Origin of the sequence: Sphingomonas sp. TX0543 (assembly GCF_048565505.1) — a bacterium.
Lineage (GTDB): Bacteria > Pseudomonadota > Alphaproteobacteria > Sphingomonadales > Sphingomonadaceae > Sphingomonas.
Map to the genome: position 1 here is coordinate 2,082,840 of NZ_JBLZUS010000002.1, position 13,923 is coordinate 2,096,762.

A 13,923-nucleotide genomic window follows, 5' to 3' on the forward strand; every position below is an offset into this window, starting at 1 on the left:
GCCGTTACCGCTCTCTGTCATGAACAAATATCTTTGCGTTCCAACAGGATTACCTCATGAAATCGTGCCTCGTCGTCGATGATTCCAAGGTTATCCGCAAAGTTGCGCGGCACATCCTGGAGGGAATGGATTTTTCGGTGACGGAAGCGGCGGACGGGCGTGAGGCGCTCGACCATTGCGTCGCGGCAGCGCCTGATGTTGTGCTGCTGGACTGGAACATGCCCGTGATGAGCGGGATGGAGTTTCTGCGCGCGCTGCGCGAGACGGCGCTCACGTCCCGGCCGAAGGTGGTGTTCTGCACCACCGAAAACGGCACCGCGCATATCCGCGCCGCGATCGAGGCGGGGGCCGACGAATATGTCATGAAGCCGTTTGATCGCGAGACGCTCGAAAGCAAGTTCCAGATCGTCGGCCTCGCCTGATCCGGGGCTGACGATGCAGGCAACGGCCAGCCATTCACTGGAACGATCACGGCCTGTTCCGCGGGTATTGATCGTCGACGATTCGGTTGTCGCGCGGGCCGTACTCGCGCGAATGACGGAGGAAGACGGGCAGTTCGTCGTCGCCGGCGCGGTGGCCGATATTTCCGGTGCACTCGCCTTTCTGGCGGGCGAGCCGGTGGATATCATCCTGCTCGATCTGGAGATGCCGGGCGTTGACGGGCTCACCGGGCTTCCAGACCTGCTGGCCATTTGCGGCACCGCCAAAGTGCTCGTCGTATCGTCAAGCTGCGATCAGGGAGCATCGGCAACCGTTCAGGCGCTGGCGCTTGGCGCTGCCGACACGCTGGTAAAACCGGGTGGTACAGGGTTCGCGGGTCGTTTCGCCGACAGCCTGCGCGAGCGCATGACGCGTCTTACCGAGCGCGAGGTGGCACCGGCATGGCGCTCGCACGGCCCCGGCGCGGCCGCGAGGCAATTCGACGTAGTGGCGATCGGCGCGTCGACCGGCGGGATACACGCTTTGTCCGCGCTGTTGCGAGCTATTCCGGCGGCGTTCGATCGGCCGATTCTTATCACCCAGCACCTGCCGGCGGCGTTTTCGCCGTATTTCGCCGCGCAGATGGCGGTGCTTGGCAACCGACCGTGCGATGTCGCCGGCGACCGGATGCGGCTCCAGCCGGGAAGGATCGTCGTGGCGCCGGGGGATGCTCACATGATCGGGGTTTCGATTGCCGAAGGGGTGGGCGCACTTCGGCTTTCCCGAGAGCCGGTCGCCAATGGCAACATGCCTTCGGTGGACCCGATGTTCGCCTCGCTCGCCGATATTTACGGCCCACGGCTCCTCGCGATCGTGCTGAGCGGTATGGGGCGAGACGGCCTTGAGGGAGCGGGCGAGGTTCGGCGTGCCGGCGGCACGGTGGTGGTGCAGGATGAAGCGTCGTCGGTCATCTGGGGAATGCCTGGCGCGGTTGCGGCGGCCGGTTATGCCGACGCGATGATGACGCCCGAGGAAATCGGCGCGATGATTGCCGCCCAGGCCAGTCCCCGGTGAGCGCGTTTGCGGAAACCGCCAGCGCCAGCGGCGTCTCGATCGGCGTACTTGCAGCGCTCCTTGAGGAGCGCACCGGGCAACGGCTTTCCTCGTCGCGAACCTGGCGGATCGATGTCGCCCTGAAGCCGCTCGTCGCGGAATGCGGTTTCGCAACGATCGACCAGCTCGTCCAGCGCTGGCGCGTCGGCAGGGATGCGGCGATGGGCGAACGGATCGTCGATGCGTTGCTGAATCAGGAAACCTCATTCTTCCGTGACCCCGGTGTCCTTGACGCATTTGCGGAGGCGGTGCTGGCGGGGGGCGGGGATCGTCCGCGCTTGTGGTCCGCGGGCTGCGCCTTCGGTCAGGAGCCGCTGTCGCTGGCGATGTCTTTCGCGGAGCGCGGCGCGGTGCCGGAAATCGTCGCGACTGATGTCTCACAGAATGCGCTGCTCCGCGCCCGCGCCGCGCGATACAGCCAGTTCGAGATACAACGCGGGCTCGCGGTCACGCGCATGTTGCGTTGGTTCGGGCAGGTGGGGAATGACTGGGTCGCCGCGCCCGAGCTGCGCTCGCTCATCACGTATCGCCGCAACAACCTTGTCGACGATCCTCCCCCGGCTGGCCGGTTCGACGGAATATTGTGTCGCAACGTGCTGTTTTACCTTGCTCCCGTTCTGCGCACGCGCATCCTGGGGCGACTGGCGGACGCGATGCGCCCCGGTGGTCTGCTGATGCTTGGTGCGGGCGAGACGGTGATCGGGCTTTCCGACCGTTTCATACCCAGCCAGCGCTTCCGCGGCTTTTACGAGCGGGCTCCCGACGCGAAGGTTAGACGACCGTTCCCGCAAGCCCTTGGTTCCGCCGCAACATCGGGCTAGCCATGGACGACAGGCAGCGAAGCACGCGCGCCGGCATGGGACTATGCAATGAAGATCATCGAGGCGCCGTCGCCCAATTTTGACGAGCGATCGCTGCCGGTCACGATGATCGTGCTGCACTATACGGGCATGCAGGACGGCGAATCCGCTATTGCCCGTCTGCGTGACCCGGAGGCCAAGGTCTCGTCGCATTATGTGGTTGCCGAGGATGGCACGGTCTTGCGGCTCGTCGACGAGGAAAGGCGAGCCTGGCATGCCGGAGCGTCGCACTGGCGCGATATCGAGGATGTGAACTCGGCCTCCGTGGGGATCGAGATCGTCAATCCGGGGCATGAATTCGGCTACCGCCCGTTCCCGGACGAGCAGGTCGAGGCGGTGATCCGCCTGGTCCACGATATCAAGGATCGCCACCAGATCACGCGCGGCAACATCGTCGGCCATTCCGATATCGCGCCCGCGCGCAAGCGCGACCCGGGGGAGCTGTTCCCGTGGGGAAAGCTCGCACGGCTCCGGCTGGCGCTGCCGCGCCCGACCAAGAATCTGGTGGATCCGATGTGGAGCCAGCCCGGCTTCCTGCTGGCGCTGGAGCGATTCGGCTATGACGTGAGCGACGCGATGGCGGCGATCATGGCATTCCAGCGGCGGTTTCGGCCGGAACTGGTCGATGGCGAGGTTGATGCAGAATGCCGCATGATCCTGCTCGCGCTGCTGCTTCCCAAACCGCAGGGAGACGACTAGAGCGGTGCCGCCAGAGGGCCGGGCGGCCGCGGCCCCCGCTTTCAGCGGGGGGCGAGGAAAGTCCGGGCTCCACGGAACAACGGTGGCGGGTAACGCCCGCCGGGGGTGACCCCAGGGAAAGTGCCACAGAGAGCAGACCGCCAAACGCCCGGCAACGGGCGCGGCAAGGGTGAAAGGGTGCGGCAAGAGCGCACCGCGCGGCTGGCAACAGCGGCGGCATGGCAAACCCCACCGGGAGCAAAACCGAATAGGGGCGGCATATCGGCGTGTTCCCGCCGGTCGCCCGGGTTGGTTGCTTGAGCCTGTCGGCAACGGCGGGCCTAGAGGAATGGTCGCCCAATCCCGGCTCGCCGGGATGGACAGAACCCGGCTTACAGGCCCTCTGGCTATTTTCATCCGGGCACCGGCTGCCGGGTTCGGGGCGACTGAGTGCGCGCCGACGGTTGCGTCGCCGCGCAATCGCCTTATGTCGCTTCGCGATGGCGCGATCGAGCAGGACCAATGATTGGGGTTTTCCACGCTGGCGGGGCTATGGCGCCGGGCGGGAGGCGCAGCAGGTGCGCATCTGCGATCGCCATGGCTGCGATGAGCCGGGCGATTGCCCGGCGCCCAAATCACCCAACAGCCCGGATCGCTGGTATTTCTGCGAGCGCCATGCCGCCGAATACAATCGTGGCTGGAACTATTTCGAGGGATTGAGCGCCGAGGAAGCCGCGGAGCGCGAGGCGGCGGAGCGGCGGGATGCCTCCGGTTTCGAACAGGCCAGGCATTATGGCTGGGGCGGCCCGGGCGATGGAACCCGATCCCGCGACGAGATGCGCGCGCTGGAGGTGCTGGAGCTCGAGTCCGACGCCGATTTCGACGCGGTGCGCGCGGCCTGGCGGCGGCTTGCGAAGGCCAATCATCCCGATGTGCGGCCCGGCGATACGGATGCCGCGACACGTTTTCAGGCGATTCAGGCTGCGTATGATGTGCTGCGTGTCGCCGAGGAAGCCAGAACCTGGCGCCCGGCATGAAGCACGCGCGGGCGCAGTGGCATGGTGCGGCGCTGGTGTGTGGCAAATGCACCCGCAAGATCGGTGGCGGTTTCGGGAAGAGCGGGCGCGGGGCGCTCGCGAAGGCGCTGCGCAAATTTCCCGGGCTGGGGAAGGGGCGCAAGGCCGAGGTTGGGGTGATCGAGACGAAGTGCCTTGGCCTCTGCCCCAAGAATGCCGTGACCGTCGTGGATACGCGTCGTCCGGGTGAGTGGCTGGTGATCGATCGCCATGACGATGTTGCCCTGCTGGCCGCCCGACTGCTGGCGCGTTTCTGATCCGATCAGGCGAGCCGCGCGGCGGTATCGCGGATCAACGCGATCATGTTCGGGATGCCCTGGGTCCGGTTCGAGCTGAGTTGCGCTTTCAATTCGAACGGCGCCAGCGCGGCGTCGATATCGGTGGCGCGCACCTCCGCCGGTGTGTGATCCTGCACGGTCGCGAGCACCAATGCGATAATTCCCTTGGTGATCGCCGCATTGCTGTCCGCCAGGAAATGCAGCGTCCCGTCCTCGCGCTGCTGGGGATAGACCCAGACCGCGGCCGAACAGCCGCGAACCAGGGTCGCATCCGTCTTGAGCGCGTCCGGCATCGGCTCCAGCCCCCGGCCAAGATCGATCAGCAGCCGGTAGCGATCGTCGGCATCGAGAAATTCATATTCGGCGTGGAGCTCGGCGATATCGGTGCGGTCGGCCATTGTCGCACCGCCTAGAGTTTCCCGGGCACGGTCGCAACCTCGACGCGCGAGGCGACGGTGCCCGGTTTCACGATTACAGATCGACGCCGGCGGCGATCGCCTCCAGCTTGCGGATGCGCTCCTTGAGATCGGCGATCTCGATTCGCGCGGTCGTGCTTGGCGCGCCGGGTGCGCGCAGGTCATTTTCCATGGCGATCTGGTTCTGCTTGAGTTGCAGCCAGCCGCGCCATCCCGAAAGCCCGGCGCCGATCAGCATTGCAAGACCGGCAAGCGCGGCGGACGCCATGGTGAGATAGAAGCTCGGGTCGGACATTGTTCGACTCCCTCGTCAGCGATCGCGCAGCTCGTCGATCTGACGGCTCAGATCGTGGCTGCCATGATTGTCGGTGATGACACGTTCAAGGACGGCGACACGATCCTTGAGCTGGCGGATCTCGTCCCGCGCGGCGATGAGGTCGGCCGGGGGAAGGAGCTGTTGCCCATCCTGCTCGCGGCCGAGCGCCTTGTAGCGTTCGGAGAAAATCTTGCCCAGCGTCGCGATCAGCACGATCGCAACCACCATTGAAAACGGACCCATCGTCCAGGCTCCCTTGCCCTAGTTTGTTTGTCAGCGTCGTTTGAACGACGTCAGTTCAACTGATGATCGTCGCGCAGTCGCTCGATTTCATGTGCAACTGCGATGCCTTTGTCAGTCACGATCCTCTCGAGCACCCGCACGCGTTGTTCGAGCCGATCGGTATGCGCCGCATATTGCGCCGCTTTCTCCGCGGCCTGCGCGTTGAGCGTGGCAGCCATCGTCTCCTTGTGACGCAGCCAGCGCTTGAACGTCTCGCCCCCGATGCCGAGTGTCACCGGCAGGCCGATCACGATCATGAAGAAGGCCAGAATGAACCACTCCTGCATGTTGAGTGCTCCTCAATTCGCCCGATCGCGCAGCGCTTCGATTTCGGCGGCGGTGCGGGTCGCGGGATCCGTTGCGATCCGTTCCAGCACGGCGAGGCGATCTTCGAGGCGACTGATCTGTCCGGTCAGCTTTTCGTTTTCGTTCGACAGCAGCATGATCTGCCGCTGATCGTCGAGGCTCGAAGCTCCGCGACGCCCCCGGCGAATGTCGTCCAGCGGGTATCCGTGCTTCGCCTGAACCCAGGTGCGGAAGGCGCGGCTGCCAAAAACGATCCCGACGATGGCGATCGGCACCAGGAAACCGAAGTCGTGCATGACAATTCTCTCCGTTGCCCGCTTATGCCCTTAGCGCAGGCTGTCGATCTCGTTGGCGAGTTGCGTGTTGCGGCTGGTGTAGTGCAGCTCGATATCGGCCAGCCGGCGATCCAGTTCGCGGAACTTGGAGCGGACCTCGCCGGTGGTGCGTTTCGGATTGGAGCGCACGCCCTGCCAGAATTTCTCTTCGTCGCGGCTGTTGTAGAGGCCGATCGGCTTCTTCGGCGTGACCCAGGCGATCACCATGTACGCGATGATGATCCACCATTGCTGCGCGATGAAGACCATCGCTGCGGTGCCCAGACGCACCCAGAGCGGATCGATCCCGGTATAATCGGCGATCCCGGCGCAGACGCCTTTCCACTTGGCATTCTGCTTGTCGAGATAGAACCTTGTCGGGCTGTCCTCGGCCATCAGTTCCTCCTCTGATGCTGGTCTTCCAGCCGATAGTCGCGATCGCGGCTGTAATCGGTGAGACCCGGTCGGAAATCGGGATTGTCGGCGGCGACCAGCCGCTCGACGGTTGTCACGCGGTCCTCAAGCCGGCGGGCGAGCGAGTGAAGCTCGTCGAGCAACTGCTCGTCCTCGGTCGTCATCGCGCCGGGGGCCTGCTTCCATTTCGTGACATAGTGCATGATCAGCCAGGGCAATCCGATGAACAGGATGCCGCAGACGAACACCGGGACGAGAACGTCCTCCATTTCAATTCCCCTTGCTCAGCCGCGCCTTCAGCGCAGCCAGTTCGGCGTCGATCCGGTCAGCGGATTTCAGCTCTGCTATCTCTTCGTCGAGCGTCTTGGGTTGTGCGCCCAGGCCCATTGCGTCTGCGCGCCCTTCGGCCTCGTCCACGCGGCGCTCCAGCATATCGAACCGGCTGAACGCCTCGTGCGTGCGAGGGCCGTTCCACATCTCGCGAAGCCGGGTGCGGTTGTTGGCGCTTTCCAGGCGGGTCGCGATATTGTTCTGCTTGGCACGCGCCTCGCGCAGCTTGCTCTGCAGCTTCGCGATGTCGTCCTCCGAAGACCGCAGCGAATCGTCCAAGACCTTCACCTCGGCGCGGAGCTGTTCCATCATGTCACTGGCGCGCTGCCGCTCCATCAGGGCGGCCTTCGCCAGATCCTCGCGATCCTTGGAAAGCGCCAGCTCCGCTTTCTCCGTCCAGTTCGCCTCAAGCGCTTCCAGTTTCGCGATGTGGCGGCGCATTTCCTTGCTGTCGGCGATCGTCCGTGCGGCTGACGCCCGGACCTCCACCAGCGTTTCCTCCATCTCGAGGATGATCATGCGGATCATCTTCGCGGGATCTTCCGCCTTTTCGAGCAGCTCTGCCATATTCGCGGCGACGATGTCGCGGGTGCGGGAAAAGATGCCCATTCACGAAACTCCAAATTTGCCCCCGCCGATATAAACGTTCCGCCGGGGTGGGGCGAGGGGGCGACGCATGCCCCGGCGGCGGCGACTTAAGCGATCGAACGATCGATCGCGGTCGCCTGAACTGCATTCCCCTGATTGGCCGGGCCGACCGCGGCGATCAGCATCGTCGCGCTGGCGAGGATGGTGAGGGCGAGGGCGGCAGCGTTGCGGCCGATGATGTCCAGCTTGGTCATGTCTTCCTCCGAGATTTTGATCTGTTGCTCCGTCGTTTGACGGTTGCCAATAGCTTTGCAGGAGGCGTGCCAATTCTGTTTTTGGCTGATTTCCGTCACTTTTGCCCAGCGCTGCCGAAAAGTTGCGATCACCCACTTGCCAAGCGTTGGGAAAATTCGCCAGTTATTGGTGATGGAGCGCAGCACGCAGGTTATCGGGCAGTCCGGCGTATTTCTCGACGTGCTGGAGCGTGCGAGCCGCGCGGCGGCGCTTGATCGCCCGGTGCTGGTGATCGGGGAACGCGGCACGGGCAAGGAATTGGTCGCTGAAAGGCTCCACCGGCTCAGCCCGCGCTGGGATCAGCCGCTGGTCGTCATGAACTGCGCGGCGCTGCCCGAAACGCTGATCGAGGCAGAGTTGTTCGGGCACGAGGCCGGCGCTTTCACCGGCGCGACCAAGGCGCGAGTCGGCCGATTCGAGGAGGCGGATCGCGGCACTTTGTTTCTCGACGAACTCGGCACCTTGTCTATGGGCGCGCAGGAACGGCTGCTGCGCGCGGTAGAATATGGCGAGGTGACGCGGATCGGCTCTTCGCGCCCGGTTCGGGTGGATGTCCGCATCGTCGCGGCCACCAACGAGCATTTGCCGGACAAGGTGGATCGCCACGAATTTCGCGCCGACCTGCTTGACCGGCTTTCGTTCGAGGTCGTGACCCTGCCCCCGCTTCGAGCGCGGCGCGGTGATATCCCCGTGCTGGCGGAATTCTTCGGGCGCCGGATGGCGGCGGAACTTGGCTGGGAAAGCTGGTCCGGCTTTGGCCCTGCGGCACTGGATGCGATGCTGGAATATCGCTGGCCGGGCAATGTGCGCGAGTTGCGCAACGTGGTGGAGCGCGCCGTTTATCGCTGGAATCTGACCGATCCGATCGACGTGATCGAATTCGATCCCTTCGCCTCGCCGTACCGTCCCGGCAGCAGCGGATCGCCATCGCCGGTCAACCCGGCTGCCGCGCAGTCTGCCGGTTCGAGCGATGGCGACGAGGTCGCCGCGTGCGACATGGGGCCATCGGATTTCAAGAGCCGGGTGGCGCGGTTCGAGAAGGAACTGCTGACGCGCGCGCTGGCGGAGAATCGCTTCAACCAGCGCTCCACCGCCGATGCGCTCGGCCTCAGCTATGACCAGCTTCGCCATGCACTCCGTCGGCACGATCTGGTCGGAGCGGTTGCGTAACGACGTTTCGGGAGCCATTTGGGCCGCGTCGCGTTTGCCTGCGCGAGACCTAAGGAGGATCTAATGGCTTTCGAACTCCCCCCGCTTCCCTATGCCTATGACGCGCTGGAGCCGGTCATCTCGAAGGAGACGATGACCTTTCACCATGACAAGCATCATGCTGCCTATACCGCCAAGCTGAACGAGGGCGTCGATGCCGATCCCAAACTGGCCGGCAAATCGATCGAACAGATCCTTGGCATGATCTCGCAACTCCCGCCGCTCGTGCGCAATAACGGCGGCGGTTATTGGAACCACGATTTCTTCTGGAAGATCATGGGGCCGGCTGGTTCGACCCAGCCGTCGGGCAAGCTCAAGGAAGCGATCGATGCCTATGGCGGGCTCGACAAGCTGAAGGAAGATTTCAACGGCAAGGGCGCCGGGCAGTTCGGCTCCGGCTGGGCCTGGGTGATCGCTGATTCGTCGGGCAAGCTGAAGGTCACGTCGACGCCCAATCAGGATAATCCGCTGATGGACGATGCGAAGGAACCGGGCACCCCGATCCTTGGCAACGACGTGTGGGAGCACGCCTATTACCTCACCTACAAGAACGATCGCCCCGGCTATCTGAAGTCCTGGTGGGACGTCGTGAACTGGGACGAGGCCGGCCGCCGTTATGACGCCGCGGTAGGCTGAGCGCGTTTCCGCAAAACCGGAAGGGAAGGGCGGTGCCGCTTTGGCGCCGCCCTTTTCGTATCACCCTTCCGGCGGGATCGTTTCGGGCGCGCTGCCAGCCTGCAGGCCGTGCTTCATCAGCATCGGCACATTGGCGAAAGCGAACACCAGCGTCAGTGGAATCGCGCCCCACAGCTTGAACCCTACCCAGAAATCGGTGGTGCTGTTGCGCCACACGGCCTCGTTGAGCACAGCCATGAATACGAAGAAGATCGCCCAATTGCGGGTAAGCTTGCGCCACCCCTGCTGATCCAGGCCGGGATACGCGGTTTCCAGCAGGCTCTGGAGCAGGGGCCGCCCGGTCGCAAGGCCGAAGCCAAGCACGGCGGCGAAGATCGCATAGACGAACGTCGGCTTCATCTTGATGAAGCGCTCGTCGTGAAAATAGATTGTCAGCCCGCCGAACACCAGCACCAGCGCCGCGGATATCAGCAGCATCGGCGAGACGCGCCCGGTTCTGAACCATGACATCGCCAGCGCCACGACCATCGCGATCATGAACGCGGCGGTCGCCGCGATGATACGGAAGATCGCTGCGCCGGGCGCCAGGAAATTTACCGCGAAAAACACGATCAGCGGCCCATAATCCAGCGCGAGGCGGAAGCCTGCGGATGCGTTGCGCTGCTCGCTCACTTGCGTGCTCCTTCGTCCACCCCGGCGATGATCCGGCTGACTTCGTTGGCATCGAAAGGTCTCAAATCGGTCATCCCCTCGCCCATGCCGATGGCGTGAATCGGCAGGCCGTAGCGCTCCGCGGCAGCGACCAGCACGCCGCCCCGCGCCGTGCCGTCCAATTTGGTCATCACCAGCCCGGTGACGCCCGCCACTTCCTTGAACACCTCGATCTGCGACAGCGCGTTCTGCCCGGTGGTTGCATCCAGAACCAGTACCACGTCATGCGGCGACGCCGGGTTGATGCGGCCCAACACGCGGCGAATTTTCGCCAGCTCGTCCATCAACTCGCGCTTGTTCTGGAGCCGGCCGGCAGTGTCGACGATCAGGACGTCGATGCCGGTCGCGGTCGCCTGCTTCACCGCGTCCCATACTACGCCAGCCGCATCGCCGCCCTCCGGCCCGGTTACGATCGGTACGCCAACGCGCTCGGCCCAGGTCGCAAGTTGCCCGATTGCGGCGGCACGGAACGTATCGCCCGCCGCGAGCATCACGCCATAATCCTGTTCGAGGAACAGGTGCGCGAGTTTGGCGATCGTGGTGGTCTTGCCCGAACCGTTGACGCCGATGACGAGGATCACCTGCGGGCGGGGAAAAGCATCCACCTCGATCGGCCTTGCGACCTGCGCCAGCACCTTCTCCACTTCCTCGGCGACGACCAGGCGGATACCCAGATCTTCCATGTTGCGCTCGAAGCTGCCTTCGGCAAGCCGCGCGCGGATTTTGCCGGCGGTTTCAGGCCCGAGATCGGACGCGATCAGCGCCTCCTCGATCTCGTCCAGCGTCGTATCGTCAAGCGGGGCGGTGCCGAGCCCGGTGAGATTGCCGATCAGCCGATCGGACGTACGGCGAAAGCCGCCGAGCAGCTTTTCGTGCCAGGATGGAGTGGTGCTCATATGGGTGTTCCGATGAGGTAATCGTCAGTCGCGCAGATGAAGCGCACCGACAGGAGTTCGCCGACCGCGGCAGTGGGCGTAGCTGTCAGCCGCGCGTCCGCGAAGCCGCCGGTGTGGCCGCGATCGCCGGGTTTTTCCAGCACAATGGCCTGCTCGGAGCCGATTTGCCCCGCAAGCCAGATGCGTTTCAGCCGCGCCGCCGCGTCACGCAACCGTGTGGCGCGTGCGCGGGCGATATCGGTCGGCACCTGCGGCATCCGCGCGGCGGGCGTGTTTTCGCGCGGCGAATAGGGGAATACATGCGCATGGACGATTGCGCATTCCTCGATCAGCGCCAGCGTATTGGCGAACATCGTCTCACTTTCCGTCGGGAAGCCGGCGATCAGGTCTGCTCCGATCGCGACGTCCCGCTTTGCCTTGATCCGTTCGATCATGCGCACTGCATCGCCGCGAAGATGGCGCCGCTTCATGCGCTTCAGGATGAGGTCGTCACCCGCCTGCAATGACAGATGGAGATGCGGCATGAGCCGCGCTTCGCCAGTGATGAGTTCGAACAGGCGATCGTCGATCTCGATCGTGTCGAGCGACGAGAGCCGGAGCCGGGGCAGAGCTGGAACGCCGACAAGAATGCGCTCCACCAGCCCGCCAAGCGTCACATCCCCGTCGGCATAACTGGGGAGATCGACCCCGGTCAGCACCACTTCGCGCGCGCCGGCCTCCACCAGTGCCGCGATACGCGCCACGATCTCACCGGCCCGGTCGCTTCTGCTCGGCCCGCGGCCCGCGGGGATGGCGCAGAAGGTGCACGCGTGGTCACAGCCGTTCTGCACGCCGACGAAAGCGCGGGCATGGCGACGCGGCGGGGCGCGATTGGGGAATCCGCTCCAGGTGGCGGGAAGCAACTTCGCCGTATTGCTCACCACCCGCGTTACGCCTGGAAGCGCGGCGAAGCTCTCGGGATCCATCTGTGCCGCGCAGCCGGTAGCGACGATCTCCGCCGTCGGACGAGCGCGGTGCGCGCGGCGAATCGCGGCACGGCTCTGTTTGACCGCTTCGTTGGTGACGCCGCAGGTATTGACCACGACGGCGTCGCGCGGGCCGATCAGGCCGCGGATCGTTTCGCTTTCGGAAAGATTCAGGCGACATCCCAGGGTCACGACGTCGGGTCGGGGCAGGGCGGTCATGCGGGGCGATCTAGGGAGGAGCGGCGCGGAAGTCCACGAAAACGCCGCGCGCGGCGGTTGTCTGCGCGCCTCAGCTTGCCAGTCGGTCGGGAACTACGGCCATGGGTATCAGTCGCTGCTCGGCCAGCATCCGGCGGGTCTGCATCAGATTCATCGGCTGGCCGAACACATAGCCCTGGCCGATCGTACAGCCCATGGCGCGCAGACGATCAGCGATTCGTGCGCTTTCCACTCCCTCGGCGACAACAGGCAGATGCAGGCTTTCGCCCAGTCGCAGGATGGCGTCGGCGATCGAGGCGCGGGCGGGATCGTCCACCATCCGGGTCACGATCGAGTGATCGATCTTGATTCGATCGAAAGGCAGTGCCCGCAGATGCGTGAGGCTGGAAACGCCGGTGCCGAAATCGTCGAGCGCGACGCGTACGCCCTGCGCCTTGAGGCTCTCGACGATCGACGGCGCGACCCCGTGCGGGTCCATCAACGCGCCTTCGGTAAGCTCGATCTCCAGCCGCGCGGGAGGATAGCCCAGTTCGGTCAGCAACCGGATCACTTTCTGGGCGAGCCACGGATCGCGCATCTGCGGCACCGCGAAATTGACGGACATTATCAGTCGCTCATCCCAGTCCCGCGCCGCGAACAGGGCCTGCCGCATAACGGAAAGGGTGAGATCCGCGATCGCGCTCGTCTCGCTGGCGATGTCGATGAAATGCGCTGGCGCGATAACGCCATGGACGGGATGCTCCCATCTGGCGAGCACCTCGAACCCGAGAAGATCGCCGCTCTGAAGATCCATCACCGGTTCGAAATACGGGATGATCGCGCCGCTTTCGATCGCATCCGGCAGGCTGTGCGCTACCGTATCGCGCGCGCGCCGCCGGGTGGCCATGCCCTCGTCGAACCACAGGCTGCGGACGCCCTCCGATCTGGCGGCCAGCGCGGCTGTCTCCGCCGCTTCAATCAATCTTTCCATCGAGGTGGCGTCGCGATCCGATCTGGCAAGGCCGATGGTCGCGCCTCGCGCCCCGAACTCACCTCGCTGCGACAGCAATGATCCGAGATGGCTCGCCACCTGATCTGGCCCGTCGGCCGCATAGGGATCGATGGTGATGGCGCACGCGAGCTGGGTCGGGTGGACGACGCCGATCAGTGCGTCGGTGGGAAGGATGGCGGCAATGACGGGCGCGAGATCGCCAATGGCACCGACAGGCGCATCCGGCCCGATCTCGATAAGTATCACAGCGATCGGGCGCGTGCCCGCGCGAGCCAACACCCTACCGCCGGCTTCGAGCAATCCCTGACGATTGCATAGTCCCGTTGCCGGGTCTCGCGGGATTGCGCGATTGATGCGTGAGCGCGGTGCGGACAGGCGCCGGCCGGGCAGGCGCGACAGTATAAGGAAGGCTACAACCAGCGCGGCCACGCTCAACAGAGAAATTATGGCGAGCGTTTCCATTGGCGACCTTGTCCTCCCGAGCCGGTATGGAATCGATCTCGCACAACGGGGTATAGAAGCCGTTAAGCGTGAACGGCTTGCCTCTATCTGTGCTTTGCGTTAGAGGCCGCGCCGCGTTCCGACGTTGAACGATAAGGAAAAGCGCCCAT

At 64.5% G+C, this 13,923-nt stretch carries 21 protein-coding genes and 1 other RNA gene; 9 read left to right on the forward strand and 13 right to left on the reverse strand.

The genetic code is table 11. The annotated features are described in order from the left end of the window. Positions 1–56: 56 nt before the first annotated feature. The 7 genes from ACM61V_RS10605 (at position 57) to ACM61V_RS10635 (ending at position 4,404) form a co-directional block, all read left to right on the forward strand. On the forward strand, positions 57–422 hold the full coding sequence (locus tag ACM61V_RS10605; RefSeq protein ID WP_137786017.1) for a response regulator: 366 nt from the start codon (positions 57–59) through the stop codon (positions 420–422). A 13-nt stretch (positions 423–435) separates the two neighbouring features. After that, the gene (locus ACM61V_RS10610) at positions 436–1,494 is read left to right on the forward strand and encodes a chemotaxis protein CheB (RefSeq protein WP_137786018.1); all 1,059 of its coding nucleotides are present in this window, start codon (positions 436–438) and stop codon (positions 1,492–1,494) included. After that, positions 1,491–2,354 carry a CheR family methyltransferase gene (locus ACM61V_RS10615; protein ID WP_249341459.1) on the forward strand — a complete coding sequence of 288 codons (864 nt, stop codon included), beginning with the start codon at positions 1,491–1,493 and terminating at the stop codon, positions 2,352–2,354. Before ACM61V_RS10610 ends, ACM61V_RS10615 begins: the two co-directional genes overlap by 4 nt. Before the next feature lie 48 nt (positions 2,355–2,402). After that, the gene (locus ACM61V_RS10620) at positions 2,403–3,092 is read left to right on the forward strand and encodes an N-acetylmuramoyl-L-alanine amidase (RefSeq protein WP_137786019.1); all 690 of its coding nucleotides are present in this window, start codon (positions 2,403–2,405) and stop codon (positions 3,090–3,092) included. 10 nt (positions 3,093–3,102) lie between these two features. Continuing rightward, positions 3,103–3,482, forward strand: an RNA gene (gene rnpB, locus ACM61V_RS10625) — RNase P RNA component class A. Between the two features lie 89 nt (positions 3,483–3,571). Next, the gene (locus ACM61V_RS10630; protein WP_137786020.1) at positions 3,572–4,108 is read left to right on the forward strand and encodes a J domain-containing protein; all 537 of its coding nucleotides are present in this window, start codon (positions 3,572–3,574) and stop codon (positions 4,106–4,108) included. Then, the gene (locus ACM61V_RS10635; protein ID WP_171007510.1) at positions 4,105–4,404 is read left to right on the forward strand and encodes a (2Fe-2S) ferredoxin domain-containing protein; all 300 of its coding nucleotides are present in this window, start codon (positions 4,105–4,107) and stop codon (positions 4,402–4,404) included. Before ACM61V_RS10630 ends, ACM61V_RS10635 begins: the two co-directional genes overlap by 4 nt. Before the next feature lie 5 nt (positions 4,405–4,409). Here the strand turns inward: ACM61V_RS10635 and ACM61V_RS10640 are convergent, their stop codons facing one another. From ACM61V_RS10640 to ACM61V_RS10680, 9 genes are all read right to left on the reverse strand, one after another. Further along, entirely contained in the window at positions 4,410–4,823 is a 414-nt protein-coding gene (locus ACM61V_RS10640) for a SufE family protein (RefSeq protein ID WP_137786022.1), read from the reverse strand. A gap of 73 nt (positions 4,824–4,896) precedes the next feature. Continuing rightward, the gene (locus ACM61V_RS10645; protein WP_137786023.1) at positions 4,897–5,136 is read right to left on the reverse strand and encodes a hypothetical protein; all 240 of its coding nucleotides are present in this window, start codon (positions 5,134–5,136) and stop codon (positions 4,897–4,899) included. A 15-nt stretch (positions 5,137–5,151) separates the two neighbouring features. Next, positions 5,152–5,400, reverse strand: coding sequence for a hypothetical protein (locus tag ACM61V_RS10650; RefSeq protein WP_137786024.1), 249 nt, complete (start codon positions 5,398–5,400; stop codon positions 5,152–5,154). A 50-nt stretch (positions 5,401–5,450) separates the two neighbouring features. Beyond that, positions 5,451–5,726 carry a hypothetical protein gene (locus ACM61V_RS10655; protein ID WP_137786025.1) on the reverse strand — a complete coding sequence of 92 codons (276 nt, stop codon included), beginning with the start codon at positions 5,724–5,726 and terminating at the stop codon, positions 5,451–5,453. Between the two features lie 12 nt (positions 5,727–5,738). Continuing rightward, a complete protein-coding gene (locus ACM61V_RS10660; protein ID WP_137786026.1) occupies positions 5,739–6,041 on the reverse strand; it encodes a hypothetical protein in 303 nt (100 codons plus the stop codon). A gap of 30 nt (positions 6,042–6,071) precedes the next feature. Beyond that, positions 6,072–6,455, reverse strand: a complete 384-nt coding sequence (gene pspC / locus ACM61V_RS10665; protein WP_137786027.1) for an envelope stress response membrane protein PspC — start codon at positions 6,453–6,455, stop codon at positions 6,072–6,074. After that, positions 6,455–6,742, reverse strand: coding sequence for an envelope stress response membrane protein PspB (pspB, locus tag ACM61V_RS10670; RefSeq protein WP_137786028.1), 288 nt, complete (start codon positions 6,740–6,742; stop codon positions 6,455–6,457). The genes pspC and pspB overlap by 1 nt, the downstream gene beginning before the upstream one ends. A 1-nt stretch (position 6,743) precedes the next feature. Further along, positions 6,744–7,412, reverse strand: a complete 669-nt coding sequence (gene pspA, locus ACM61V_RS10675; protein WP_137786029.1) for a phage shock protein PspA — start codon at positions 7,410–7,412, stop codon at positions 6,744–6,746. Positions 7,413–7,498: 86 nt separating this feature from the next. Continuing rightward, positions 7,499–7,831, reverse strand: coding sequence for a hypothetical protein (locus ACM61V_RS10680; protein ID WP_137786030.1), 333 nt, complete (start codon positions 7,829–7,831; stop codon positions 7,499–7,501). Here ACM61V_RS10680 and pspF point away from each other — a divergent pair. Together pspF and ACM61V_RS10690 are read left to right on the forward strand one after the other, a co-directional pair. After that, on the forward strand, positions 7,818–8,855 hold the full coding sequence (pspF, locus tag ACM61V_RS10685; protein WP_137786031.1) for a phage shock protein operon transcriptional activator: 1,038 nt from the start codon (positions 7,818–7,820) through the stop codon (positions 8,853–8,855). The genes ACM61V_RS10680 and pspF overlap by 14 nt on opposite strands. 63 nt (positions 8,856–8,918) lie before the next feature. After that, on the forward strand, positions 8,919–9,530 hold the full coding sequence (locus tag ACM61V_RS10690) for a superoxide dismutase (protein ID WP_137786032.1): 612 nt from the start codon (positions 8,919–8,921) through the stop codon (positions 9,528–9,530). 60 nt (positions 9,531–9,590) lie between these two features. Here the strand turns inward: ACM61V_RS10690 and ACM61V_RS10695 are convergent, their stop codons facing one another. From ACM61V_RS10695 to ACM61V_RS10710, 4 genes are all read right to left on the reverse strand, one after another. Continuing rightward, a complete protein-coding gene (locus tag ACM61V_RS10695) occupies positions 9,591–10,202 on the reverse strand; it encodes a septation protein A (RefSeq protein WP_137786033.1) in 612 nt (203 codons plus the stop codon). Further along, positions 10,199–11,137 (reverse strand): signal recognition particle-docking protein FtsY, encoded by a 939-nt coding sequence (gene ftsY, locus ACM61V_RS10700; RefSeq protein WP_137786034.1) that lies wholly within the window; start codon positions 11,135–11,137, stop codon positions 10,199–10,201. The genes ACM61V_RS10695 and ftsY overlap by 4 nt, the downstream gene beginning before the upstream one ends. Further along, complete coding sequence (locus ACM61V_RS10705; protein ID WP_419713979.1) at positions 11,134–12,321, reverse strand: MiaB/RimO family radical SAM methylthiotransferase; 1,188 nt, start codon at positions 12,319–12,321, stop codon at positions 11,134–11,136. Before ACM61V_RS10705 ends, ftsY begins: the two co-directional genes overlap by 4 nt. Before the next feature lie 70 nt (positions 12,322–12,391). Continuing rightward, complete coding sequence (locus ACM61V_RS10710) at positions 12,392–13,591, reverse strand: EAL domain-containing protein (RefSeq protein WP_419713980.1); 1,200 nt, start codon at positions 13,589–13,591, stop codon at positions 12,392–12,394. Between the last annotated feature and the right edge of the window lie 332 nt (positions 13,592–13,923).